This is a genomic window from Alteromonas sp. 4NH20-0104, from assembly GCF_057547795.1.
The window spans coordinates 1-24467 of sequence record NZ_BAAJLP010000019.1 but is presented as its reverse complement, the minus strand read 5'-3'; the positions used below and the strand labels follow the sequence as shown (position 1 = coordinate 24467).

The 24467-nt window shown below is 47.9% G+C and carries 20 protein-coding genes and 3 tRNA genes; 11 read left to right on the top strand and 12 right to left on the bottom strand.

Annotation, left to right across the window (positions count from 1 at the left end):
- Positions 1–6: 6 nt before the first annotated feature.
- The gene (locus AC27IB_RS14155) at positions 7–2352 is read left to right on the top strand and encodes a hypothetical protein (protein WP_487121697.1); all 2346 of its coding nucleotides are present in this window, start codon (positions 7–9) and stop codon (positions 2350–2352) included.
- Here AC27IB_RS14155 and AC27IB_RS14150 read toward each other — a convergent pair.
- Positions 2345–3139, bottom strand: a complete 795-nt coding sequence (locus AC27IB_RS14150; protein ID WP_487121695.1) for an SDR family NAD(P)-dependent oxidoreductase — start codon at positions 3137–3139, stop codon at positions 2345–2347. The two genes, AC27IB_RS14155 and AC27IB_RS14150, sit on opposite strands and share 8 nt — an antisense overlap.
- 256 nt (positions 3140–3395) lie before the next feature.
- Here AC27IB_RS14150 and AC27IB_RS14145 point away from each other — a divergent pair, with 256 nt between their 5' ends.
- The 4 genes from AC27IB_RS14145 to AC27IB_RS14130 are packed head-to-tail and all read left to right on the top strand — an operon-like array spanning position 3396 to position 7630.
- Positions 3396–4052, top strand: coding sequence for a methylamine utilization protein (locus AC27IB_RS14145; RefSeq protein ID WP_487121693.1), 657 nt, complete (start codon positions 3396–3398; stop codon positions 4050–4052).
- A complete protein-coding gene (locus tag AC27IB_RS14140) occupies positions 4049–6370 on the top strand; it encodes a bifunctional diguanylate cyclase/phosphodiesterase (RefSeq protein ID WP_296043709.1) in 2322 nt (773 codons plus the stop codon). The genes AC27IB_RS14145 and AC27IB_RS14140 overlap by 4 nt, the downstream gene beginning before the upstream one ends.
- A 10-nt stretch (positions 6371–6380) precedes the next feature.
- Complete coding sequence (locus AC27IB_RS14135; protein ID WP_487121691.1) at positions 6381–7217, top strand: DUF3034 family protein; 837 nt, start codon at positions 6381–6383, stop codon at positions 7215–7217.
- Complete coding sequence (locus AC27IB_RS14130; RefSeq protein WP_487121689.1) at positions 7211–7630, top strand: group I truncated hemoglobin; 420 nt, start codon at positions 7211–7213, stop codon at positions 7628–7630. Before AC27IB_RS14135 ends, AC27IB_RS14130 begins: the two co-directional genes overlap by 7 nt.
- 82 nt (positions 7631–7712) lie before the next feature.
- On the opposite strand, the gene AC27IB_RS14125 is transcribed toward AC27IB_RS14130, so the two are convergent.
- The 9 genes from AC27IB_RS14125 to AC27IB_RS14085 form a co-directional block, all read right to left on the bottom strand.
- Positions 7713–8069, bottom strand: a complete 357-nt coding sequence (locus AC27IB_RS14125) for a hypothetical protein (RefSeq protein WP_487121687.1) — start codon at positions 8067–8069, stop codon at positions 7713–7715.
- Positions 8070–8072: 3 nt separating this feature from the next.
- Positions 8073–8576 (bottom strand): hypothetical protein, encoded by a 504-nt coding sequence (locus tag AC27IB_RS14120; RefSeq protein ID WP_487121685.1) that lies wholly within the window; start codon positions 8574–8576, stop codon positions 8073–8075.
- A 59-nt stretch (positions 8577–8635) separates the two neighbouring features.
- Positions 8636–9067, bottom strand: coding sequence for a hypothetical protein (locus tag AC27IB_RS14115; RefSeq protein ID WP_487121683.1), 432 nt, complete (start codon positions 9065–9067; stop codon positions 8636–8638).
- Between the two features lie 600 nt (positions 9068–9667).
- Positions 9668–9744 (bottom strand) — tRNA-Arg (locus tag AC27IB_RS14110).
- Between the two features lie 18 nt (positions 9745–9762).
- Positions 9763–9839 (bottom strand) — tRNA-Arg (locus tag AC27IB_RS14105).
- Positions 9840–9860: 21 nt separating this feature from the next.
- A tRNA-Ser gene (locus AC27IB_RS14100) sits at positions 9861–9951 on the bottom strand.
- A 280-nt stretch (positions 9952–10231) separates the two neighbouring features.
- Positions 10232–10423, bottom strand: a complete 192-nt coding sequence (csrA, locus tag AC27IB_RS14095) for a carbon storage regulator CsrA (RefSeq protein ID WP_105936514.1) — start codon at positions 10421–10423, stop codon at positions 10232–10234.
- A gap of 125 nt (positions 10424–10548) precedes the next feature.
- Positions 10549–13146, bottom strand: a complete 2598-nt coding sequence (alaS, locus tag AC27IB_RS14090) for an alanine--tRNA ligase (RefSeq protein WP_487121681.1) — start codon at positions 13144–13146, stop codon at positions 10549–10551.
- A gap of 231 nt (positions 13147–13377) precedes the next feature.
- The gene (locus AC27IB_RS14085) at positions 13378–13833 is read right to left on the bottom strand and encodes a regulatory protein RecX (protein WP_487121679.1); all 456 of its coding nucleotides are present in this window, start codon (positions 13831–13833) and stop codon (positions 13378–13380) included.
- Positions 13834–13927: 94 nt separating this feature from the next.
- Here AC27IB_RS14085 and AC27IB_RS14080 point away from each other — a divergent pair, with 94 nt between their 5' ends.
- Positions 13928–15163, top strand: coding sequence for a GNAT family N-acetyltransferase (locus AC27IB_RS14080; protein ID WP_487121677.1), 1236 nt, complete (start codon positions 13928–13930; stop codon positions 15161–15163).
- Positions 15164–15178: 15 nt separating this feature from the next.
- Entirely contained in the window at positions 15179–17251 is a 2073-nt protein-coding gene (locus AC27IB_RS14075) for a M13 family metallopeptidase (RefSeq protein ID WP_487121675.1), read from the top strand.
- Positions 17252–17334: 83 nt separating this feature from the next.
- On the opposite strand, the gene AC27IB_RS14070 is transcribed toward AC27IB_RS14075, so the two are convergent.
- Positions 17335–17637 carry a hypothetical protein gene (locus tag AC27IB_RS14070; protein ID WP_487121673.1) on the bottom strand — a complete coding sequence of 101 codons (303 nt, stop codon included), beginning with the start codon at positions 17635–17637 and terminating at the stop codon, positions 17335–17337.
- A gap of 182 nt (positions 17638–17819) precedes the next feature.
- On the opposite strand from AC27IB_RS14070, the gene AC27IB_RS14065 reads away from it, so the two are divergent.
- From AC27IB_RS14065 to AC27IB_RS14050, 4 genes are all read left to right on the top strand, one after another.
- The gene (locus AC27IB_RS14065) at positions 17820–18590 is read left to right on the top strand and encodes a 3-keto-disaccharide hydrolase (protein WP_487121671.1); all 771 of its coding nucleotides are present in this window, start codon (positions 17820–17822) and stop codon (positions 18588–18590) included.
- Positions 18591–19141: 551 nt separating this feature from the next.
- A complete protein-coding gene (locus AC27IB_RS14060) occupies positions 19142–20068 on the top strand; it encodes a methyl-accepting chemotaxis protein (protein WP_487121669.1) in 927 nt (308 codons plus the stop codon).
- A 456-nt stretch (positions 20069–20524) separates the two neighbouring features.
- On the top strand, positions 20525–21937 hold the full coding sequence (locus AC27IB_RS14055; RefSeq protein ID WP_487121667.1) for a family 43 glycosylhydrolase: 1413 nt from the start codon (positions 20525–20527) through the stop codon (positions 21935–21937).
- 232 nt (positions 21938–22169) lie between these two features.
- Positions 22170–22511 carry a hypothetical protein gene (locus tag AC27IB_RS14050; protein WP_487121665.1) on the top strand — a complete coding sequence of 114 codons (342 nt, stop codon included), beginning with the start codon at positions 22170–22172 and terminating at the stop codon, positions 22509–22511.
- A gap of 55 nt (positions 22512–22566) precedes the next feature.
- Here AC27IB_RS14050 and AC27IB_RS14045 read toward each other — a convergent pair whose 3' ends face one another.
- The gene (locus AC27IB_RS14045) at positions 22567–24228 is read right to left on the bottom strand and encodes a vWA domain-containing protein (protein WP_487121663.1); all 1662 of its coding nucleotides are present in this window, start codon (positions 24226–24228) and stop codon (positions 22567–22569) included.
- Positions 24229–24467 lie beyond the last annotated feature (239 nt).

The window sequence follows — 24467 nt, the reverse complement described above, 5'->3', positions numbered from 1 at the left end:
ACAATAATGAGTACAGAACAGGAAATAATAGAAAAACATCAACCTGTGATCCGCGCGTTAATTCCTTATCAGCAACAAGGCAGGTTGCTTGAGGGACTCAACCGCTTTTCGTCACGTCTGAATGCCAATGCCAGACAAGTCATAAAAGACGAAGTCATCCGTCTGACATCGCAAACCGACGCTCCCGCCGATAATTCAGCCTTCGCCCAGTTTCCGGTAAAACGTTTCGCTCACTTTGGGATTGAAATGAAACTCGATAAGGTGGGCACCGAGATTTTAAAAAAAGAAACCGCCCGCTATATGGAGCAATATACGGTTGGCGTGTTTGAATCAATTACCAATTCTGCCCATTACCAGGGCCTGGTGCAGCGTCAGTTACGCGAAAAAATCATTAAGGCTTTTACGGTTCAAACCCAATCGTATCAGGATATTCAGTTCAACAACGACCTTTCTGTTACGCCCAACTTTTCGGTGTCGACGCCGGCTTATCAAAATGGCAGAAGCGTTGCGGTGGTCGCTTTAAGTGCGACCCAACTTACCATTGCCTGCACCCGCTCGCCGAAATTCACTACATTAACCGACATTGCAGTGACCTTTGGGCAGATTCCGGGTTTATGCTCAGGCACCGAAGTAATCCATTTCGATTATGTCACAGTGGATTTTAACGCGGCTTCCCAGCGGCACCACGCGGTACTGCAACTGGCTGAACAGGACAAACACTGGCAAGCGGTTTTTCAACAGTATCTCAACCGCGTCATGTTGCGTTTGCCGCTGGAGCGAGACCTCGAAATTGAGCGTTCAATGCAGGCACTGGATCGCGACAGAGTGGTACAAAGTGCCCCATGGCTGCCGGTCCTGATGAAAAAGGAAGAGACCTGGCTTATACCGAGAATGGTGTTGTTGACGCCGGTTAACACCCAACGCAATCCGGCCTACAGAAGTAGAGAGTTGTTGCCGGGAAAAACGGCATTGCAACGAATATTAAAGGAACTCGGTGCCTTTAATGAAGCTTTTGTATTGCGACTGACCATTGCGCAACGGGGCTCCGCACCGGTTTCTCTGTGCACAACGGTGCGTCAGTTAGAGCGACAAAATCTGCTGGCCAACTTTGTCTACCTGGGGTTAGAGCATAACAGTCTGGAAATCTGGCAGTACCGGTTAACGAAAATTAGTCGTGACAGTCAGGAAACAGCGCGCATCCTGCAGGATATGTCGCACCAGGATCATAATGATATCCTGTCGATGGGACACGTTCTTTACCTGCGCTCAATAAACGAGGCGATTGGCCCGTTACAATTACTCAACCCGCCACAGAAAGCCAAACTTCCCCGCCAGTACATTGATAATGACAAACACTACCCCCTTCATTTTGTTATGAATGAGGATATTGACCGGCGCAAGGAACCCCGCTTCCGTATTGAAACCAATGCCTTAATTAAAGTGAGTTTAATGACCAGTTACGCCGCCACAGTGCGGGATTTTTCACTCAGCGGGATCCAGTTACAACTTCACGACTGTGAAGAATCGGTTCTGCCGCCGGAGGTAAAAGTCAGCATTGCCGATTTCAAACTGAAATCACAGCGTTACAAAGTGTTGGATTATAACCCGAAGACTGGGGTGTTAAGGTTACTCGCTATTACCAAAGACGTTACCTCAAAGGTACTGAAAAAACTCAGCTCAACCTCCTCGCTGCAATCCAGTATCGAGAATATCATACTGAAACAGTCACTGTATTTCCGTTACATCTGGGAAGTGGTCAGCCGTCACTACCCCAACGCAGCGTTACAAGTGGTAACGGGCAGGCAAATGATCTACCGCACGAAAACCTTGTACACTGCACAACATAATAGCGACCTGCATCCCTTTGCCGTGTGCGATCATAATGCGCCACTGCATGGTTTTTTCGCCGATATGGGTAAGTCGCCACCAGACTCTTCGGTTTTGCGCCGACTTTTGCAACAAGCCGAGCGGTATCATTTAGCAGTCCATTGCGAACGCAAGGCTGACAACAAACTCATCAACCTTACTCAGGTACAGTGCTTTGAATCGTCACTGCGGTATAAAATTAAAAAGTCGCTGGAAGATGAGGAAACCCAACTGTACGTCGCCGGGATTGAATGCCAGAAAAATGAATCCGTGAATACGCCAATGACCAGGCAACGGCTGGCCCTGCTATCCAGGATTGATTTGGATGTCCATGAAAAACTGCAGGCCTTACAGCAAAATTATTCCCACGTGATCCACATCATCGACCTGTCGGCTTTGCTCAATTCCTTTATTAAAGCAGGCATAGTGCCGGGCAGCAGTAAGGAGAATGCCGCCAGCGCGGCACACTCCACAAACGTTACATAATAAAGTCGACCACACCGCCGTCGACACGCAGTGCACTGCCGGTAGTGGCGGATGCCAGCTTAGAGCAGGTGTAAGTGATCATACTGGCCACTTCTTCCACCGTTGCCATACGCTGAATCACTGAAGACGGACGATTTTCCATCACGAATTTCACGCCGGCTTCTTCAATCGAAATACCATTTTCTTCTGCAGACTGAGCCAGAAAAGCCTGGGCGCCCTCACTCAGGGTAGGTCCCGGTAGCACAGAGTTTACCGTCACGCCGGTGCCAGCCAGGCGCTTAGCCAGCCCTCTGGACAAGCCCAGTAAAGCGGTTTTACTCACGCCATAATGGATCATATCAGCGGGAATATTCAGAGCAGATTCCGACGCCACATAAACAATGCGGCCCCAGTTATTTTCGACCATCGCGGGCGCATAATGGCGGCTCAGACGGACAGCCGACATAATGTTAACGTCGAAGTATTGCTGCCATAGGTCATCGTCAGTGTCAAAGAAATCCCTGGTACCATAAATACCCAGATTATTAACCAGAATATCGGCTACCGATACGGCTTCAATTAGCGTATTACAGCCTTCTGCAGTGCCTAAATCCGCCGCTACACCTGAAACTTCGGCGCCGGGAACCGCTTGTTTCACTGCTTCTACTGCTTGCGCTACCTTTTGCTCGGTGCGGCCATTAACAACAACTTTTGCACCGCACTGAGCGAGCTGCCTGGCGGCACCGAGTCCGATACCTTCCGTTGAGCCGGTAATAATCGCCATTTTTTCATGTAAATCAATTTTCATTTGCTAAACTCCATGTTTGTAGGGTGTATTAGTTATACGCTGAAGTTGAGTTTTCGTCATAAGTGGTTGTGAGACTTGATGTTCGAACTAATCGAATCATGCCCATTTTAACCTTCGCAGTTTTTACAAACCGTTCATTCTAAATAACTATTGCATAGCTTTGGGCAATGTTGCTAATGTGTGAGTCTGTGTTTAGAAACGGCTTAAGACCGTCAAAGCAGTTCGATGCTTTGGGTTGTTTAAAGCACACAAGATTATGATTAACTACAAAATTTTACTAAAAATAACGCTGTTCGCAGTGAGCTTAGCCGGCAGTACCCAGGCGGTAGCGAAAACCGTAACCCTGGTAGACGAGCAGGGCCAGCCATTTATTAATGCTGTTATCAGTGTGAAAGCCACCGCTGGTGAAGTGTCGAGCCCGTCTGTAGCGCCTGCACAGCCAGCCATCATGGATCAGGTAAACCGCCAGTTTGAACCTACTACCCTGGTGATTGAACAAGGCCGGACGGTGGTGTTTCCCAACAGTGATAACATCCGCCATCATGTATACAGTTTCTCACAGCCTAAACCCTTTGAAATAAAATTATATGCCGGTGACTCCGTGCCACCGGTAAAATTCGATAAGTCAGGTATTGTGGTGCTTGGATGTAACATTCATGACTCCATGGTCGGTTACATCTATGTAAAAGATCAACAACCAACATGGGAAACCGATGCCAGTGGAAAGGCAGAGTTAAACACCACTCAAACCGAGGTACTCATCTGGCACCCGGACCTCTCCGTGAATCACCTTAACCGGCTGCCCTTCACGCTCAGTGACGATGATAAGCCAGTTGAGATTGTTCTTGAGCGCATTGCACAACTCGAAACATCCAAGCGCGTATTCGGCAACAGCAAGTTTAAGCGCCAATGACCCTTACCCTGCGTCAGTCGCTGTTTCAGATACTCTTTATTGGTATTTTTATCACAGCGTCGCTGATCCTGGGTAACGTCTGGACGGTAACATCAAAAACTGCCTTTAATCAGGTGACCAAAAATATTGAGGTCGCAAACACTGTTCTGGAGCAATTGCTGCAGGATCGCAGCGAGCAATTACTCAATTCGGCACGGGTTCTGACCGACGACTTTGGCTTTAAGCAGGCCGTCGCCACCGGCGACATTCCGACCATTCAAAGTGCCTTGCAAAACCACGGGCAGCGCATTGAGTCAGATTTTATGATGCTGACTGACTTATCCGGCAATGTGCTGGAAAGCCAGCCCGAGTATTTTACCAGTGGTGCAGCCTTTCCCTATCCCAATATCATTAACCAGGTGCTGGAGGATGGCGGTTCGGAAAATGCCATTATTGTCGACGGCAGTCTGTATCAGATTATTATGCTGCCGGTTTACGCGCCGAATCCCATAGCCATTGCTGGCATTGGCTTTCTCGACGGCGATGAATTTTTAAAACAGGTCAAACGAATTATTCAGGCCGATATTATTGTTTCATCGAAGCGCTCAGTGAATGGCTCTCATGTGGTATTACACAGCAGCCTGCCCTATATTCAGGCGCAACGTGTAATTAATGCCGACCAGCAAACGCTAAGCTGGTTCGATGTGACTTTTTCCCGGGATACCCCCTACCTAACCCGGGATATCCAGTTACCTGACACGCTCAATAAAGAAGTGTCTATTACACTTGCTGTCGATGTATCGACCCATTTTGATAACTTTACACAGTTGCAGTTTAATATTCTGGGCATTTCGTTAATAGCGATAGCCGGCTCAATGCTGTTGTCAATGTTCATGGCCAGCCGGGTGAATAAACCCGTGGCCAGTCTGGTCAATGCAGCGAATCATCTGGCAGATGGCAATTACGAGCAAAGTGTAAAAACGTCGGGCCATTTACAGGAAATCAACGAACTGTCTGATGCCTTTATGCGCATGAAAGACAGCATTCAAAATCGCGAACAGCGGATCCTGATGCAATCCAGACTGGATATGCTTACCCGACTGTACAACCGTAGCTATATGGAAGAGCTCATCCAACAGCGGTTAGACGCTGGTGAGTCACTGCAGGTTATTGGCATAAACATCCGCGATTTCAGAACCATCAACGATCTCTACGGGTATTCTAATGGCGATACCTGCATTATTTCCATTGCCGAACGCATTAAACGTTGGCGCGGTACAGCAGCCCGGTTATCCGGCGGCGAACTGGTGTGGTTTGCCAACGAACCATTAAGCGACGAGCAACTCGAAACCTTTCACACTATCCTTGAGCAACCGGTTGCCACCCAGCAGTTAGTTATGCCAATTAAACTGGTATTTACCGTGGTTAACTGCCCTGCCGATGCCGACAATGCACAGGATCTTTTCCGCCGCATGAATATTCTGCTCGATGAAGCGGAAATGGGCGCAAACTGGTTGCTGCAGTTCAGTTCAGAAATAGAACAACGCTACTTGCGTCGCCTAAGTATTATTACCGAACTGAAAGAAGTGCTGCAGAGCGAACAGGATGAGTTGTCGATGGTTTATCAGCCTAAGATTAGCCTTAAAACCCGTCAGGTAAATGGCCTTGAAGCACTTATCCGCTGGAACAGCCAGCGCCTTGGTTTTATTCCACCGGATGAGTTCATTGAAATTGCTGAACAAGCTGGCTTTATTGAACAGGTAACCGACTGGGTACTTAATCGGGTGGTCGTAGACATCCTGTCACTTCGCGAACAGCAGATATTTATTAAACCAGCAGTTAACCTGTCGACTCAGGATATTCAAAACCGGCCATTGCTGGATCGGCTTATCTCATTACTGGATGATAATGGCTTAACCGCCAGCGATATCACCCTGGAGATAACAGAAAGCGATCTGGTAGCCGATGCAAAGATTGCTATTGCCAACCTGCAGTTTCTGCAGGATAAAGGCTTTAGTATTGCCATTGATGATTTTGGCACTGGCTATTCCTCACTGGCCTATTTAAAGAATTTACCAGTGTCAGCGATTAAAATAGACAAGGCGTTTGTACTTAACTTAAGCACCGACACTGAAGATCAGCAAATCGTGCATACGGTGCTAAGCCTTTCTAATATATTTGATTTAGAAGTTGTGGCGGAAGGCGTAGAAGATGCCAATGCCATGGAAATCCTGGCTGACTGGGGTTGTGATACTGCACAAGGTTATTATATTAGTCGCCCGCTACCACTTGGCGGACTAATTGACTGGCTGGCTTCATCGGAATATTACCAACAATAAGGAGTTTTGAGTGCGACTAACAAAACTGATAAGCAGTACCCTTATTTTCTGCACCGGGCTGGCTTTTGCCGGCGACGGCAAACTGATTGGCACAGCAGGCCTCAACCAGCTGGAAGGCAGTGGCGGCGGCGGCATAGTGCCCTGGGCCACTTTATCGGGTTATGACAGCCAGGACGAGGTGTCTGCGAATGCTTTTATCACTCAGGTTAACCTTGAGGATTACCGGCTTAACGTATTGGGAGCAAGCGTCTCATTGTATGATCGGGCGGAGTTCAGTGTGGCACGCCATGTGTTTGACCTGACAACTCTGGGCGGCGAGATAGCGCAAACCGTTTATGGTGCCAAGTTTAAGCTTTACGGCGACGTGGTTTACTCAGACTGGCCGCAACTCAGTGCCGGTATTCAATATAAGGACCTCGAGGATACCGCAGTGGCCAATCTGGTCGGTAGCGAAGAGACTTCTGGCACTGATATCTATCTGGCCGCGACAAAAGTCCATTTAGGCGCTGTGGGAGGTTATAACCTGGTATGGAACCTGACCGGCAGGCTGACAAAAGCGAATCAACTGGGTCTGCTGGGTTTCGGCGGTCCGCAAAACAGCGATTATGAACTGATGCTGGAAGGCAGCCTTGGCGTGTTATTTTCCCGCCATTTTGCTGCCGGGGTTGAATATCGTCAGAAGCCCGACAATTTAGGACTTGGCGAAGATGACTTGATGGATGTTTTTGTGACTTACATTCCCTCAAAGAAAGTTAACTTTACCCTGGCCTGGGCAGATTTAGGCAGTATTGCCGGTGCCACAGGGCAGAAAGGCTTGTATTTATCTGTGGGAGGTCAGTTATGGTAAAACAACTGATGGTCATTGCTGCTTGTATAGCAATTCTGAGCGGCTGTGCCAGTCGTTCTGACACACTGTATGAAGAACTGGGCGGCCAGGCAAAAATTAACGAAATCGTAGAAAATTTCGTTTATGAAATCGAGTATAACGAAACCATTTTGCCCTACTTCGCTGATACCGACATCGACCGCTTTATGGAAAAGTTTGCCGAGCAGTTGTGCGTTTTTTCAGGTGGGCCCTGCCGTTATTCGGGCGATACCATGGAACAGGTACACGGCGGTATGAATATTACCGAGGCAGACTTTAACCTGACCGTGGATTTATTCATTAACGCTATGAACAAAGCCAATGTGCCGCATACCTTACAGAATAGACTCATTAATCAAATGACACATACCCGCGAACAAATGCTCTATCTTTAATAGAAGCGCGCCACGGGCTGTTGCTCAGAAAATGCCAAAAATACCCCGCCGTACAGCGGGGTATTTTTATCTATTATGGGCGTTATCTGGTTTTTTCAGCAGGCACTTTACACTGTGTAATTTGAGGTATCAGAACGTTAAAAGGTGCCATCTCGGAAAACGGCTTGCCGGCCGCCGCTTGTTCGGCAAGCTCTTCAAACTCTGCATCGGAGAGGGAGTTTCTCAGTATCTTGTCCATGCAATCACAGAACGCCACCGCATGGTTATCCTGACGCTCAATCCCTCGCGAGATACACCCTTGCTTAATTGAGCTCTTAAACGCCTCTAGTTGAGGTAAACTCATTTTGACCTTAGCGCTGCCATCCAGAGTTACGAAAAGCAAAAACAGCGCCGTATACTTCATTTTGTGCCGCCATAGAGATGAATGGATCAGGCCCATGGGTTACTGCCCGTTAGCGCAACGTTTAAAGTTACGCTGCATAATAAAGTAATAGATAAGCTGCATCAGTAGCCCAAATAGCATGCCTGAGACGAGCCAGGTGTTTTCAGGCAACTCATTAATATGCTGCACAGTAACAAAACTAAAGAGAAACCCATACAACAGACCCAATAACAAAGAGATAAGCCAAACCTGTAATCCAACCGGCAGCGATAATGCCGCCCAACGCAGGAAGAACGCTTTACCGTCGCCCTGTTTATTAGTGCGATAGAGCCAGCTCATTCCCCAGAACTGGAGCAGCGCAAAGGCGAAAAAATTGGCAATTTGATACCAGAAGCTAAAAGTATCACTTTGTGTACAGCTAACCACTATAGGATATGTAATAGCGCTGGCAAACAGCATGCTATATAGCAGCAAATGTTTGAAAGCTAACTCTTCGCTGATGTCGTCCTTGTGAAGTTTATCCGCCAATGCTTTTGAGTTGATGAAAAAAAGATCTTCAATCATAACGTCCTTATTAATTTAACTTGCTGTAAAGTATTACAAAGTAGATTACCTGACTGATATCAAAAAGCCCAGTTGCGGGATAATACTCGCCACGAGGCGACTAGTGGCCAGGTGACTAAAGCCAGCGGTTGCAAATAAAGTTTGTAGTAGCCCCACAGGCTGGTATTGAGAATGCCCTGAGCCAACAATCCCATCAGAGCAAGCAATAAAAACAAACCAACAAAACTGAAATTCAGTTGCCGCCAGATCTGAGGGCTTAAATTTAGCCGATAGCCAAAGAGAAGCCTAATAACCCCCGGCGGTGCTACCAGAGTAAAAAGCAAGGCAAAGCTCATGACCATCAGCCAGAAAGCCATAGGGTGAAACCGAGAGTTCTCAATCAGCGATAAAAAAGGCAGTTGCACAGCCATCACTACCACTGTAAAAAAGACTATCGCCACCGCAATAAGGTAACGCCAGTAAACGCCCCACAGCGTGCTTCGCTCAATCATTCGGTTCTCTTATTAGCCATTAAACACTGACGGTGATGAATCCTCGCGGTATAGGATACCAGACCAAATCAATCACCAGCCACTTCCCGCAATGGCGGATTGGTATTTTTCAGCGTAACAGAGGTTTGAATGTGGCGCGTGTGGTGGACGATGCGACAGTGATGTATAGGGTAATGGTGAGCTATAACCTGTAATGCTAATAGCCCCTATGCTCTGACGGGGGGCTGGAAATCCTGACACACCGCAGAAAGCAAAAAGGCTTGCATCTCTGCAAGCCTTTTTATGGAATGTGGCGCGTGTGGATGGGTGAAGCCGGTGGTTTTAAGCAAGTCAACAATTTGACTTGCTCCGGCTGAACGCCCTCCGCTCTGACGGGGGGCTGGAAATCCTGACACACCGCAGAAAGCAAAAAGGCTTTCATTTCTGCAAGCCTTTTTATGGAATGTGGCGCGTGTGGATGGGTGAAGCCGGTGGTTTCAAGCAAGTCAACAATTTGACTTGCTCCGGCTGAACGCCCTCCGCTCTGACGGGGGGCTGGAAATCCTGACACACCCCAGGAAGCAAAAAGGCTTGCATCTCTGCAAGCCTTTTTACGGAATGTGGCGCGTGTGGAAGGATTCGAACCTCCGACCGCCTGGTTCGTAGCCAGGTACTCTATCCAGCTGAGCTACACACGCGTAACTTAATTTAGTGAGTGGCGCGTGCGGAAGGATTCGAACCTCCGACCGCCTGGTTCGTAGCCAGGTACTCTATCCAGCTGAGCTACGCACGCGCTGATACACTAAATTAAAAATGGCGGAGAGGGAGGGATTCGAACCCTCGATACCAGTAATAGGTATGGTTCCTTAGCAGGGAACTGGTTTCAGCCACTCACCCACCTCTCCGTCATGTGGGGCTGCATTTTAATGACATGCGGTGGGAAGTCAATGCTTTTTTAGATAAATACATTTCGTCTGCCGGGATTTTAAACAATCGCTATATTTTGCCTAAAAAGCACACATTTACTGCCCGAAAAAGCACCATTTACCGCCAAATCCCCCACCCCACTGTGGGTACAGTTAGCCAAAACCGTCTTACCATTTAGCGTACAAAAATAAAAAAGGCCGGAAAAAACCGACCTTAATAATAAACAGTGACCAAAAAACTGGTCTAACCTCTTATTATTTACTTATTGCCATCAGGCTGACCGCCTTTTTCAGCCTGGATGCGCATATAAATTTCTTCGCGATGCACCGAGACTTCCTTTGGCGCATTCACACCAATACGTACCTGATTACCCTTAACGCCTAATACAGTTACGGTGACATCGTCACCCACCATCAGCGTTTCACCCACACGACGAGTTAAAATAAGCATTCTTTTGCTCCTGGTTCCTTGATTACATTGCCTCCGTGCGGTCTTCGACGCCTTTCACTCCGAAAAAGCGCTTTTGGTAGGATTAATGCTGGTGTCACGACAGCATTAATCCGTCCATATGTGCATTATAGCTTATCTTCTAACCAAACGTTAACAGACTGTAACGCAGAGGCTAAATTTTCCGGCTGACTACCACCAGCCTGAGCCATATCAGGGCGGCCACCGCCCTTTCCGCCAACCTGAGTGGCGATGTGATTAATCAGTTCGCCGGCCTTCACTTTTGCGGTCAGGCTTTTGGTAACGCCGACAATCAGACTGACTTTACCGTCGGCAGGCACGCCAATAACAATTATGCCTTCACCAATACGGTTTTTCAGATCGTCAACCATACCGCGCAACGATTTGGCTTCAACACCTTCCAGCTCAGCGATAAGTACTTTGTTACCCTTTATATCCACAGCGTTGCCAAGTAGATCAGCACCTTGTTGACTTGCCATCTTCTGCTTCAGTGAAGTAACTGTTTTTTCTAACTCTTTTTGTTGAGTTTGCAGTTGAGTTACTTTCTCTGTCAGGCCATTTGTATCCGTTTTTAACAGCCCGCAAGTGCTGTTCAGTACCGCCTGTTGCTGCTGCACATAGGCCAGCGCCCCCATGCCTGTTACCGCATCAATCCGGCGTACACCAGAAGCAATACCGCCTTCGGTAACAATCTTAAACAAACCAATATCACCGGTTTGCTTAACGTGAGTACCACCACACAGCTCGGTTGACACCGGCCCCATGGAGACTACCCGAACTTTCTCATCGTATTTTTCACCAAACAGAGCCATAGCACCGGTCTTTTTGGCTTCTTCCAGCTCCATCATCTGCGTGGTTAACGGATGATTATCCTGGATATCCTTATTAACCCGTACCTCGATTTGTGCCAGTTGCTCAGCAGTCACGCCCTCAAAATGCGAGAAGTCGAAACGTAAACGCTCAGCGTTCACCAATGAACCTTTCTGGGTTACATGGTCGCCAAGAATATCGCGCAGAGCTGCGTGCAATAAATGCGTGGCACTGTGGTTCTTCTTAATTGCACTGCGCTTGATGTCATCAATTTTGGCAACCGCTTTGTCACCTTTATTGATGGTGCCTTTTACCTTACCGCGGTGGGCAAAAGCATTACCCATTTTCTGCGTATCGGTAACAATAAACTCACCATTAGCAACCTTCAGTACACCGCTATCACCTACCTGACCGCCAGCCTCGGCGTAAAATGGCGTTTGATCCAGCACCACAACCCCTTCCTGGCCATCGGTCAGTGCCTCGCAGAAGCTGTTGCCACTGATTAATTCCACCACGTTGGCGTCGCCTTCTGCATCGGTGTAACCGGTAAAGGCGGTTTCAGAATCAACTTTTAAGGTACTGTTGTAATCGGCGCCAAACTGACTGGCTTCCTGAGCGCGCTGACGCTGCGCCTGCATTGCCGCCTCAAAACCTTCTTCATCGATTTTATAATCGTGTTCGCGGGCCACGTCGTTGGTTAAATCTACCGGGAAACCGTAGGTATCATAGAGTTTGAATACCAGTTCGCCAGGAACGGTATCACCTTCCAGCTCATTAAGCGCATCGTTGAGCATATTCATGCCACGAGACAAGGTTTTACTGAACTGCTCTTCTTCTACACGTAATACCTTTTCAATAACCGGCTTCTGATCAGTCAGCTCGGGATAGAAAGCGCCCATTTCCTGGGTCAGTGCATCCACCAGCTTATAGAAGAAAATGTCATTGGCGCCCATTTTGTAACCATGGCGTACTGCACGGCGGATAATCCGGCGTAATACATAACCGCGGCCTTCGTTGCTGGGCATTACGCCATCGCAAATTAAAAACGCACATGAACGAATGTGGTCGGCAATCACCCGCAGTGATTTATTATCCAGATCGGTCGTGCCAACAATTTTCGCGGCCGCATTGATCAGATTTACAAACAAATCGATTTCGTAGTTACTGTGTACATTCTGCAAAATGGCAGAGATACGCTCCAGCCCCATACCGGTATCAATCGATGGCTTAGGCAACGGCTCCATAGTGCCATCGGCCTGCTTGTTGAACTGCATGAAAACCAGGTTCCAGATTTCAATAAAGCGGTCACCGTCTTCTTCCGGTGTGCCCGGAGGACCACCCCAGATGTGCTCACCGTGATCGTAGAAAATTTCCGAGCATGGACCACAAGGACCGGTATCGCCCATCGACCAGAAGTTGTCTGAAGTTGAGATGCGAATAATTTTTTCTTTCGGTACACCAATGGTGTTTTCCCAGATATCGAAGGCTTCGTCATCCTCAGAAAACACGGTAACCAGCAGTTTTTCTTTTGGCAGACCCAACTCTTCGGTTAAGAACGTCCAGGCAAACTGAATAGCTTCTTTTTTGAAATAGTCACCAAAGCTGAAGTTTCCGAGCATTTCGAAAAATGTATGGTGTCGCGCGGTATAACCCACATTTTCGAGATCGTTATGCTTACCACCGGCGCGAACACAACGCTGTGACGATACCGCTCGGCTATAGCTGCGCTTTTCGGAACCCAGGAAAACGTCCTTAAATTGGTTCATACCCGCATTAGTAAACAATAACGTGGGATCATCTGCTGGTACCAGTGAAGAACTGGAAACAGCCTGGTGGCCATGCTGGCCAAAATACTCGATAAATTTGCGGCGAATATCAGCAGTTGATAATGTCATTGAAATCCTGAAATCCTTAGTTAACCTGTAGAAGCTTATATGCAGCCTGTGTGCAGTGAATTCAAGTTAACTCAACTCAAGTTAAATCGACTAGTAAGCACATGCCCGGCCACATTATTATGAGGCCGCAACAATACCATGGTTAATGTTGTTTTGTTAAGCAATCCACCGTGAAAAGAGGCCAATCATCACCATAGAAAATATTGATTAAGGGCGGCATGCACGCTCCGGCTATTCGAGGTGGTCGTCGAAAGCGTGCTGAATATGGTCAGAATAAAAGCCCCGATATTGTAAAAAGCGGATTTGCTTAAACTTTTCCTTATCGGTTGCCGGTGGTTTGAGGCCAAATCGCTTGCGTCTTACCTGCCCGGCGAGCGTAAACCAATCGGTGTCATTTTCGAGCATAGCCTGTTCCAGCAGCGATTCCTCAATACCAAACTGCTGGCACTCTGCCTTTATTCTGGCCGGCCCCTGCCCTTTAGCTACCCCCGAACGCACTTTCATTTCGGCAAAACGGGCGTCACTTTGGATCCCGGCTTGTTGAAATTCCGCGACTACCGGCACGCAATCATCCATTGCAAAACCTTTCTGCGATAATTTTCGTAACAATTCGTGATAAGCATGCTCTCGTCGCGAAAGCATGCGGGTAATCGACTCTATAATGATTTTACGTGGGTTATCTGTCATTTTACCGATGATTTTTTAGAACTTAGCACTCAATATATGCCCGGTATCGTACCAGCTATTACGCTTTACTGCGGGCAGGATATTTCATAAGACTATGCAAAAACAAGCTGCGGATAATACGCTTACTTTTACCCTGCATCATAGCATCAACGAAATTGATGCGTCGCAGTGGCAGGCACTAGCCGAACAGGCAGGCCCGTTTTTGCAATATCAGTGGCTCGAGGCGCTGGAAGACACTCATTGTGTCGATGGTCACATTAATAAACAAACCGGATGGCAAACGGCATTTTGGAGTGGCTCGCTAAACGGTGAGCTTAAAATAGTCGTCCCGGGCTATTTGAAAACCCACAGTTACGGCGAATACGTATTCGATCATAGTTGGGCCAACGCCTACCACCAGCATGGTTTGGACTATTACCCGAAATGGATTGGAGCCATTCCATTTACTCCGGTTACAGGCCCTCGCCTGCTTATTGCCAGCGACGTTTCTGCCGCACAGTGGCACAGTCTGGTCACCCACATCAACAACTGGGCCAGCGATAATCAGTATTCGTCCTGCCACTGGTTGTTTAATCCGCTTAGTTCCCAGGCCGACTTCGCCAACCTGGGCTTTAGCTCACGTTTCAGCGTGCAGTTTCAATGGATGAATCGCGCCTATCAGAATTTTGATGACTTTCTTGCCCGGCTCACCTCCCGCAAGCGCAGAAGCATTCGTAAAACCCGTAAGCGTTTTCACTCCCCTAACCTGCAAGTGGAAAGGTTAAAGGGAGATAAACTTAGTCGCCAAGACATGGCGTTTTTTGTGCGTTGCTACCAAGATACCTATCTGAAGCGCAGCGGCCACACCGGCTATTTAACCCCGGCCTTTTTCGATGCGCTGTATGCCCGTTTCCGTGACAACATTATGCTCGTGAAAGCCACTCATAATGACGAGGAGATTGCCGCAGCCCTGTTTTTATTCGATGATACAGGGCTATACGGGCGTTACTGGGGATGCCTGGAAGATGTTGACGAGCTGCATTTTGAGTGCTGCTACTTTCAGGGCATTGAGTTTGCCATCGAACAGGGCTTGCCGCTGTTTAATCCCGGAACCCAGGGCGAACACAAAATCCTGCGCGGCTTTGAGCCGGTTTATTGTATATCCCACCATAAACTGCACGATATGAGGTTTCATCAGGCTGTGGCAGATTTTTTACAGCGCGAAAAACCGGTTATCGAAGACTATTTCAATCAGGCCCGGGATGTATTACCTTTCAACGCGGACTATCTGAACGAATTTGTAACACCAACAAGTACAAACGGGGCGACAATAACGCCTGAAAAATCCTAACACAGAGACAACAATATGAAGTACACATTGCTCGCAGCCACTATTGCTGCATCGCTGGCCCTGACGGCCTGTTCCAAACCAGAAACGACCACGCAAACCGCAGACATCCAAACTGAAGCGCCAGCCGCTAAAGCCGAAATTGGCTCATTTGGTGTAGATCTGACCGCCCGTGACGAAAGCGTTAAACCGGGTGACGACTTCTTTATGTATGCCAGTGGTACCTGGTATGAAAACTACGAACTACCAGCAGACAAAACCCGTTTTGGCGCGTTTAACGCCCTGGCCGATCGCAGTGAAGAGCAGGTTAAGCAAATCATCGATGACATTATGTCGTCGGATAATTTAACCGCCGAAGAACAGCTGGTTCACGATTACTACAAAGCGTACATGGATACTGAAACCATCAACGCTAAAGGCATTACCCCCATCAATCCTACGCTGACTGACATCGACAACCTGTCGTCGGTTAAAGAACTTACCGAATTCTTCGGCGAAAGCTGGCTGACCGGTGCATCAGCGCCTTTATACGGTGGCCTGTGGTATAACCGCCTGGATCCAAACGAATACCAGCTGAGTGTGGGCGTTGGCGGCCTGGGTTTACCCGACCGTGATTATTACCTGAACGATTCAGAGCGCTTCAGCAATATCCGTGATGCATATGTAAAACACATCGCTGAGATGCTAACCTTCGCCGAGGTGGAAAACCCGGAAGAAAAAGCGCAGACTATTCTGGCGCTGGAAACCAAAATTGCTGAAATTCAGTGGCCACGTGAAAAGCGTCGTGACCGCGACCTGACATTAAACCAAGTTGAGCGCAGCGCGCTGGCCGACATGTATCCTGACTTTGACTGGAATGCCTGGTTAGACGCCATGGGCTTTAAAGCCCCAGAGCTGAATATCTCCCAGCCTGAGCCGGTCAAAGACGTTATCGAAATCATCAACGATACACCGCTGGAAGACTGGAAAACCTACCTGACCTACCACACTATCTCTAACAATGCGTCGATGCTGTCGGATGACATCTACCTGGCTAATTTCGACTTCTATGGTAAAACCCTGAACGGACAGCAAGAGCCTCGCCCGCGCTGGAAACGTGCGCTTAGCGCCATGTCTGGCACTACCTCTTTAGGCTTTGCCATTGGTAAGAGCTATGTGGATCGCTTCTTCCCGGAAAGCTCTAAAACGCAAATGGCTGAGCTGGTAGAAAACCTCCGTGCTGCCCTGGGCGAGCGGATTGACGGCCTGGACTGGATGGGTGAAGAAACCAAGGTAAATGCCAAAGCCAAGCTGGCAGCGTTTAACCCTAAAATCGGTTACCCGGATGAGTGGATTTCTTATGAAGGCCTGGAAATTTCCGACCAGGATCTGCTGACCAACGAACGTAATATCAGTAAATTCTTCCACGCCAAGCAGGTAGAGGATGAACTGGAACCCACTAACCGCGAACGCTGGGGTATGACGCCACAACGGGTAAATGCTTACTACAATTCATCGTTCAACGAGATTGTATTCCCGGCGGCAATCCTGCAACCTCCATTCTTTGATCCAAACGCCGACCCGGCAGTGAACTATGGTGCTATTGGCGCCGTTATTGGTCACGAAATGGGTCACGGTTTTGACGATCAAGGCTCTAAGTCTGATGCCAAGGGTATTCAGCAAAACTGGTGGACCGACGAAGATCGCGCCGCGTTTGAAGCAAAAGCTGACATGTTAGCCGCCCAATACAGTGCTTATGAGCCAATTGAAGGTAACTTCGTTAATGGCCGTAACAGCCTGGGTGAAAACATTGGTGACGTGGGTGGTTTGTCGATGGCTTACCACGCTTACAAACTGAGCCTGAACGGTAAAGAAGCACCGGTTATCGACGGCCTGACCGGCGATCAGCGTTTCTTCCTGGCCTGGGCTCAGGTATGGAAAGAAAAGCGTACCGAACAAAGCATGCTTAATCAGTTACGTGCCGGGACTCACTCTCCGGGTCGTTACCGTGCACTGGCACCGCGTAACCACGATGCCTGGTACAAAGCCTTTGACGTGCAGCCAGGCGATGCCCTGTACCTGGCACCAGAAGAACGTGTAAAAATCTGGTAATTAGCTACCAGCAATATAAAGACGCAAAAAGCAGCCTTCGGGCTGCTTTTTTTGTGTTTGCAATACAACGGAAATCCCGCCTACTAACGGCTTAGGGCAAGCGTCACTGCCACGGTTAAAAACCAAAGTAGTGAAATTACTAACACGGATTTAAGGGTGCTCGATTGTGCTCGTGAACGATAAAATGAAAAAACAGCATAGAACGCGGGAATCAATGCCGCTACCCCGCCAAAGATAAACGCTTTCACAAAGCCAACCACGGGAGCCCATGAACTCTGGATGACCAGAATCTCAAACAGCAATACCACAACTGCCAGGCCTACACAGCCAAGAAATAACCAAAATGCCCTGTCCTCAGACAGCTTTAACCCTGGCGTAGTCAACATTAGCCTCCGTGCAGTGAGCTCCTTGTTTTAACACTATCACCCTAGCACAAAATATCGTGCCACAAATACCCAACCCCTGATTAGTCCGTTGTAAAAGAGCGCGTGACCGGTTTGCTAAGGTTGTAAAAGTTTGGTAAACAGAGCACATAGTTCTTACCATACACTCTGATTAAGGTCCCCCTGTGATTGCAAAGTTGAGTTCGAAGTTCCGCCCGGGTTTTGTTGCCACGCTAACCGTCCTGTTAACCGTAAGCTTTAACGCCAACAGCACCCCCGATAAAGCAGCAGGCTCAGCCATGGCAGACCAACACAATCAGCTCAGCCAGACAGAAAAACAACAGGGCTGGCAACTGCTTTTTGATGGCGAATCACTTAGTGGCTGGCATGTGTTTCAGTACCCGGATACGGTGCCGGCTTGGACTGTAAAGGGGGATATGCTGACCTTCAACCCGGCGGCGCGAGGGCTGCAGCATGGAGATTTAGCCACCGATAAGGTGTTTGAAGATTTTGAATTAAAGTTTGAATGGCAATCTCCTGAAAACGGTAACAGTGGAGTGTTTATTAACGTTCAGGAAACGCCAGAAAGCGTAACGCCCTGGCAAACCGGGCCAGAATATCAGCTGCTTGGCGTAGCTCATGGCGATAACGCGGATCCGGTAAAACGCTCTGGCGGGATCTTTGGCATCGCTTCGCCACTAACCGCCTCAGACTTTCTGGCAAGCTCTGGCTGGAACGAATCCGTTATTAAGCAGCAGGATGGCAAGGTGGAATTTTATCTCAATGGAAAATTAACTGCCCGGTCCGACTTTAACTCTGAGCAATGGCAGTCACAGATAGCTGGTTCAAGGTTTAAGGATCAGGCCAGCTTTGGTGCCTATACCAAAGGCCATATTGTGCTGCAGCAGTGGACGTCACTGATCTACTTTCGCAACATTAAAATAAAAGAACTTTAGGGCATGTTGTGGCTGAACGACATGCCGGGCTTGCCATCGGTTTGTTTACGCTGCCTGGTCAGCACTGCTTTAGCAGTGCCTCCCACCATTCTATAAACATTCCCCTGGGTTGGGTAATCACGCAGTCTTAATTATCAATGTAGTAGCTGCGAGCTAAGTCGGATAGCGGGTATCCCAACACCGATACCAATCCCGCTATAACTCATATTCAAAATGACCTTAGACTTTGATTTAGTCTGCGGCCAACAATAACGCCAGGACCTGTTTCAGGGGAGATGTCACATTGCCGGCGAGTGGTTGGCATTTAGCTTATCCGATAAGAAATACTTCCGAGGTATCGCTACTGATCTAATAAATATTAGAAACACACTGATTTGAATTGTAAATTTTAAAAATTATAAAATTTCATCACATTTAATTAACAATGTTTTTATAAGTCATAACGTTTGGGGTGTTGTAATGGTATCACCTTCACACTCTCAGAGATCACATACATGGTGCTTTCGCGTGCTTATAAAGTTAAATTCTGTGGTCGTCATTGAGGTGCAGTAATGATTGAGAATACAAAGATTGATAATAACAATAACAGCAAGAAGATCTTGGTTTTTATTCTTACGGTTTGTTCTTTTGCCGCCTTGCTAGCACTCATTTTTGTCAGGACTGAGTACTCTATTTTTTTATCCGCAACAGGCATGCTCTTGGTAGCAATAACAAGTTATGTATTTTTTACCTCCCCACTAATTATGGTCCAATCAGAGATCCAATATGTTGAGCGTGAAAGCTATATCGAAAACCCTGATACTGAAACGTCAACGGTAGAAAAAGACAGTGAGCCTGATAACTCGCTGAAACAAGTTGCGCAAACACAGTTATTGTCTGACCAGGACTCCTCCCTTATCAATGAATGCTTCGCGGATATTTTAAATGGTATGGAAGAAGCCAGGCGATTAGCAATACTATCAGGGGATAAGGTTCTGGAGAGTCATCACAATATAGATGTTACCAAGGTATCGCTTGAAGCATTAAACTCAAAGCTAAAATCTGTAAAGGATGTGTTTGAGCATTTATCAAGCTCCTCGAGTGGTATAAACACTATTGTTATGAATATTCAGGATATTGCTAAACAAACTAATTTATTGGCTCTGAACGCATCGATAGAAGCAGCAAGAGCCGGAGTTCATGGTCGTGGATTTGCGGTTGTTGCGAGTGAAGTCAGAGAATTAGCAAACAGATCAACCAGTTCTAGTGAGAAAATAGCAACAATAACCAAAGAACTGCAAAAAACATCAACTGATGCAGGAGAAGGCATTGAAGAATTAGTTTCTTCTTGTGAAGACTGCCAGAGTCACAGTGCTAAAGCGCTGATAGCAATGAACCATATCAAAGCAGGAAGTGGAGAGCGCAAGTTAATTGTTGCCTCAATAAATCAAAAAATAAGTGAGTTAAAACAGCAAATTGGAAAATATGGTCTATCGTAACACCATTCTGATTCTGATTTCCGCACAAGCATCAATGAAGGAACCAGTCATTCTGTTCCGCCCCCGCGTGGACTAAATTAATTTATGTGATTAACGGATGTTGATGAGGTTGCCTTTTAACACCAGGCATTTGGCGGCTACAGGCCAACAAATAACAAGCCACTGCTTGTTAGCTGCCCGTCATCCCATCGTATCGCCTTCTCTGAATTATTAACGCTAAGTATTGCGTGATTTTACCGATGGCGTACTGTTGAACCGTCATCTCCCCTCAGCCTTTTGTATGGCAAATATTCCTATCAATTTGTATAAAAACACGAACACCCTAACACCATTAAAATATAAAATACTGATTATTATCACAATAATCAACACTGTTAAAACTATGATTTTTTATTTGCCAATTATTAACAACTGATCAACAATACAATAATAATATAATACAATAGGATATTTACTATGCGATTACCTGTAATTGGTCGGGCGTTAGCTATTGTTGCACTGGGGTTATGTGCGGATATGGCAAATGCTATCGATAATGGTGTCTACACCATTACCTCTATACACAGCGGTAAGTTAGTGGAAGTGGGCGCCGCCGATGTGAATGATGGCGCCAATGTCATTCAATGGTCCGCTAATAACCATAACACGCAGCGCTGGTTGATTGCCGAACAATCCGACGGTTACTACAGCGTTATTAACTTAAACTCAGGCAAAGCGCTGGAGGTGTTTGACTGGCAAAGCAGTAATGGGGCCAACATCGTTCAGTATGAAGATCGCGGTTTGGACACTCAGCGCTGGCAAATCAATGAACTGTCTGACGGCAGCGTAAGTTTTATTAATAAGCACTCCGGTAAAGCCCTTGATCTGTATGGCTTTGATACCTCCGATGGCGCCAATATTGCACAGTGGGATTTCTGGGGCGGTGATGCCCAGCGCTGGCAACTGAATAAACTTGCCAGTGTTGAGAATACCCCCTGGGATCCGTCGACAACCAATGGTGCCGTTAGCCACTGGCCATTAACCGGGAGCCTGGTCACCCACGACCCTACCCTCGCCTATGAAGATGGCCAATGGTGGATTTTCCAGACCGGGCCGGGCATTGCAGGTAAATGGTCTGATAACGGTGTGACCTGGAACGACGCGCTGGCTATCTTTCCTAATGGTCTTTCCTGGTGGGGAAATTATGTGCCGGGTCACGATGGCCAGGATGTCTGGGCACCGGACATCAAACATTACAATGGTCGAGCCTGGTTATACTACTCAATTTCCACCTTTGGCTCGCGGGTCTCTGCTATTGGTCTGGCTTCCGCGCCCAGTATTGCCAGCGGCAACTGGCGAGATGATGGATTAGTGATAAACACTACCAACAGCAATGACTACAATGCCATCGACCCGGAATTGGTTATAGCCGAAGACGGGAGCCCCTGGATGACGTTTGGTTCATGGAACTCTGGGATCAAGGTAACCCGCATTAACCCGGTTACCATGAAACCCTTCGGCCCGCTTTACAGTATTGCCAGCCGTTCAGGCGGTATAGAAGGTCCGGCGTTAGTCTACCGTCAGGGCTACTATTATTTGTTTGTCTCCATTGGCGAATGCTGTAAAGGTACCGACAGTACCTACCGCATTGCTTATGGACGCTCCACCGATATCCGTGGCCCGTATTTAGATAAAAATGGCCAGGATATGATGCAGGGCGGCGGTACTATTCTGGATTCAGGCAATTCCCAATGGGTCGGTCCTGGTGGCGAAGACATCATGAATACCGATGTGATTGTACGCCATGCCTACGATGCCAGCGACAACGGCGTCCCCAAACTGCTGATCAGTACACTTAACTGGGACAGCAGCGGCTGGCCTCGCTACTAGCCCACCCTCCTGACAACTCACTGTAAAACAAAGGGCATCAACCACTGGTTAATGCCCTTTTTCTATTTGACCTGAGAAAGCGGTTACCAAAAAGTTGTTTACCCCAACCGATAGACCCGCGCGCTCCCACTCCCCCACACAAGCAAACCCGCCCTGTGTACAGTTGTCTCAGTACGCCGCTAACTTATGATTTGTTCGTGAGTGTTAAAACTGTCAGCGATAAGGAAATAAGATGGAACTTAGTCAGGCTAAAGACGTGATTTATACCCTCTCGCAAGGGATAGATCCGGCATCCGGAGAAGTACTTGCCGACAACAGCTGTTTTAATCAGCCAATAATTATTCGGGCGCTCTTTATGGCCCACGAAGCACTCGACAGGTCAGTGAAGTACCAGCAGAGAAAATTATCATTGCCGCCCAATGCCGGTAAGCCCTGGCCGAATGAGGAGGACGAGCAGTTAGCGGGTGCCTTTGATGCAGGTAGTAGTATTACTCAGCTAGCGAAAGCACATGCGCGCACACCGGGTTCTATTAAAGCCCGGCTGGAGAAGCTGGGCAAAATCAGCGGCGCTTAAATGTTGCGGCTAAGCGCCTGTAGCTAATAAGAACTACTGTGGCTTTTGATACGAGTTAAAACTCGGCCTCTTCGGCCACTTTTGCCTGCCGGATCAGTTGAGTAAACTCGCCACGGTAACCATAATAATCCTCCCCTTTGTTTGCCAGCGCCAGGTTAAATGCATCATCTAATGACCACTGGCCGGTATACTTACCGTCTTTCATTAACTGAGCAAAGCCCGCCACCGCAGTGGCAAAGTTTACTTCCTGCATGATCGCAGGGGAAACGTTAGCGGCGCTCATAATCGGTTGCTCCAGCAATTGCGAACGCTCCTCCCCCGGCAATTTATAACGGATTTTTAAGTATCCCAATTCTGCCGAGGCATCACTTACCGCACTGCTGTCGTCGCTGGCATAACGGGATTCATCCAGGTAGCTACCCGGCTGGCCGTTAAGGGTAACCTCGTAAATTGCCGTCACCGAATGGCCAGAACCTATATCACCGGCATCCACTTTATCGTTATTAAAGTCTTCTTCTTTCAGCGCCCGGGTTTCATAACCCAGTAACCGGTATTCATTAACCACCGCCGGATTAAACTCCACCTGGATCTTAAGATCGTTAGCAATTGGAAACAGTGATGACGTGGCCTCTTCCACAAACAGTTTTTGCGCCTCGCCCAGAGTATCAATATAAGCGGCTATCCCGTTGCCGTTTTGGGCCAGCGACTGCATCAGCGCGTCTTTATAATTGCCTTGGCCAAAACCAATCACCGACAAATAAATACCGTTCTGGCGCTTACGCTCAACAAAGTCTGTTAATTGTTCAGGGTCTGACAGGCCAACATTAAAATCACCGTCGGTGGCGAGCATAATGCGGTTAACCGCTTGCTCATCAAAGTTCGACTCAGCCAGTTGATACGCCAGTTGCAGGCCTTCGCCGCCAGCCGTGGAGCCACCGGCTTTGAGTTGGTCCAGCGCTTCGATGATTTTTGCTGCCTGCGCTACTTTTGTCGGCTCAAGCACGGTACCGGCTGCTCCGGCATACACCACTATAGCTATGGTATCGGTTGGCTTGAGGGTTTTCAGCAACAGCTTGATGGATTGCTTCACCAACGGGAGTTTATCTGGCGCGTTCATCGAACCTGATACATCCAGCAGAAACACCAGGTTGCTATCCGGCTGTTCCGTTTGCTCCAGTTCATATCCCTGGATACCAATATGCACCAGTTTGCGATGCTCGGCCCAGGGCGAGTCATGGACTACCACGGTGGACAAAAATGGCTGCTTCGCACTGGTTGGTAGCGGATAGTTATAATCAAAATAATTAACCATTTCTTCCAGCCGCACAGCATCCTTCTCGGGCAGATAGCCACGGTTTAATTGCTTTCGCACAAAACTGTAGGAACTGGTATCAACATCGGCAGAAAACGTGGAAACGGGTTCATCGGTAACCCGCTTTACCGGATTGGCATCAAACTGCTCGAAGTCGTCCTGGTACTGTGGCTGTGCGGGCGCCGGCACAGGTGCCATACGGCTGCCAGTTACCATCAACGGCATGACCAATTCGGCGGCAACATGACGCTCGCGCTGTACTTTCATGTATTCGGCTTTTTCTGCCTGTTGTCTGGCTTGTCGCTCAGCGGCCAGCTCTTGTTCGCTCGGTCCTGAAGTACAATTAACCAGCGCAACGGCCATGGCAATTACCAGCGCACTGTGGCCAAACCTTGTTTTTGTCATTTTCCGCTCCATGAGGTCAGAGTTAACTGATAAATATACGATAACAGTGGTAACTTAACTGTAAGCTGAATAGCCGTATAAAGAAAAGGCAAGCGAACATACTTGCCTTGTTTTTGTTCACATATCAATGTGAATAAGTTCAACTTGACCTGGCAGAGTACAAATCCAGAACTCATTTAAGTCTGAAATTTCTGTAATTGTTCAACAGCGGTCATTCCGAAAAGAGCACCTAGCTCACT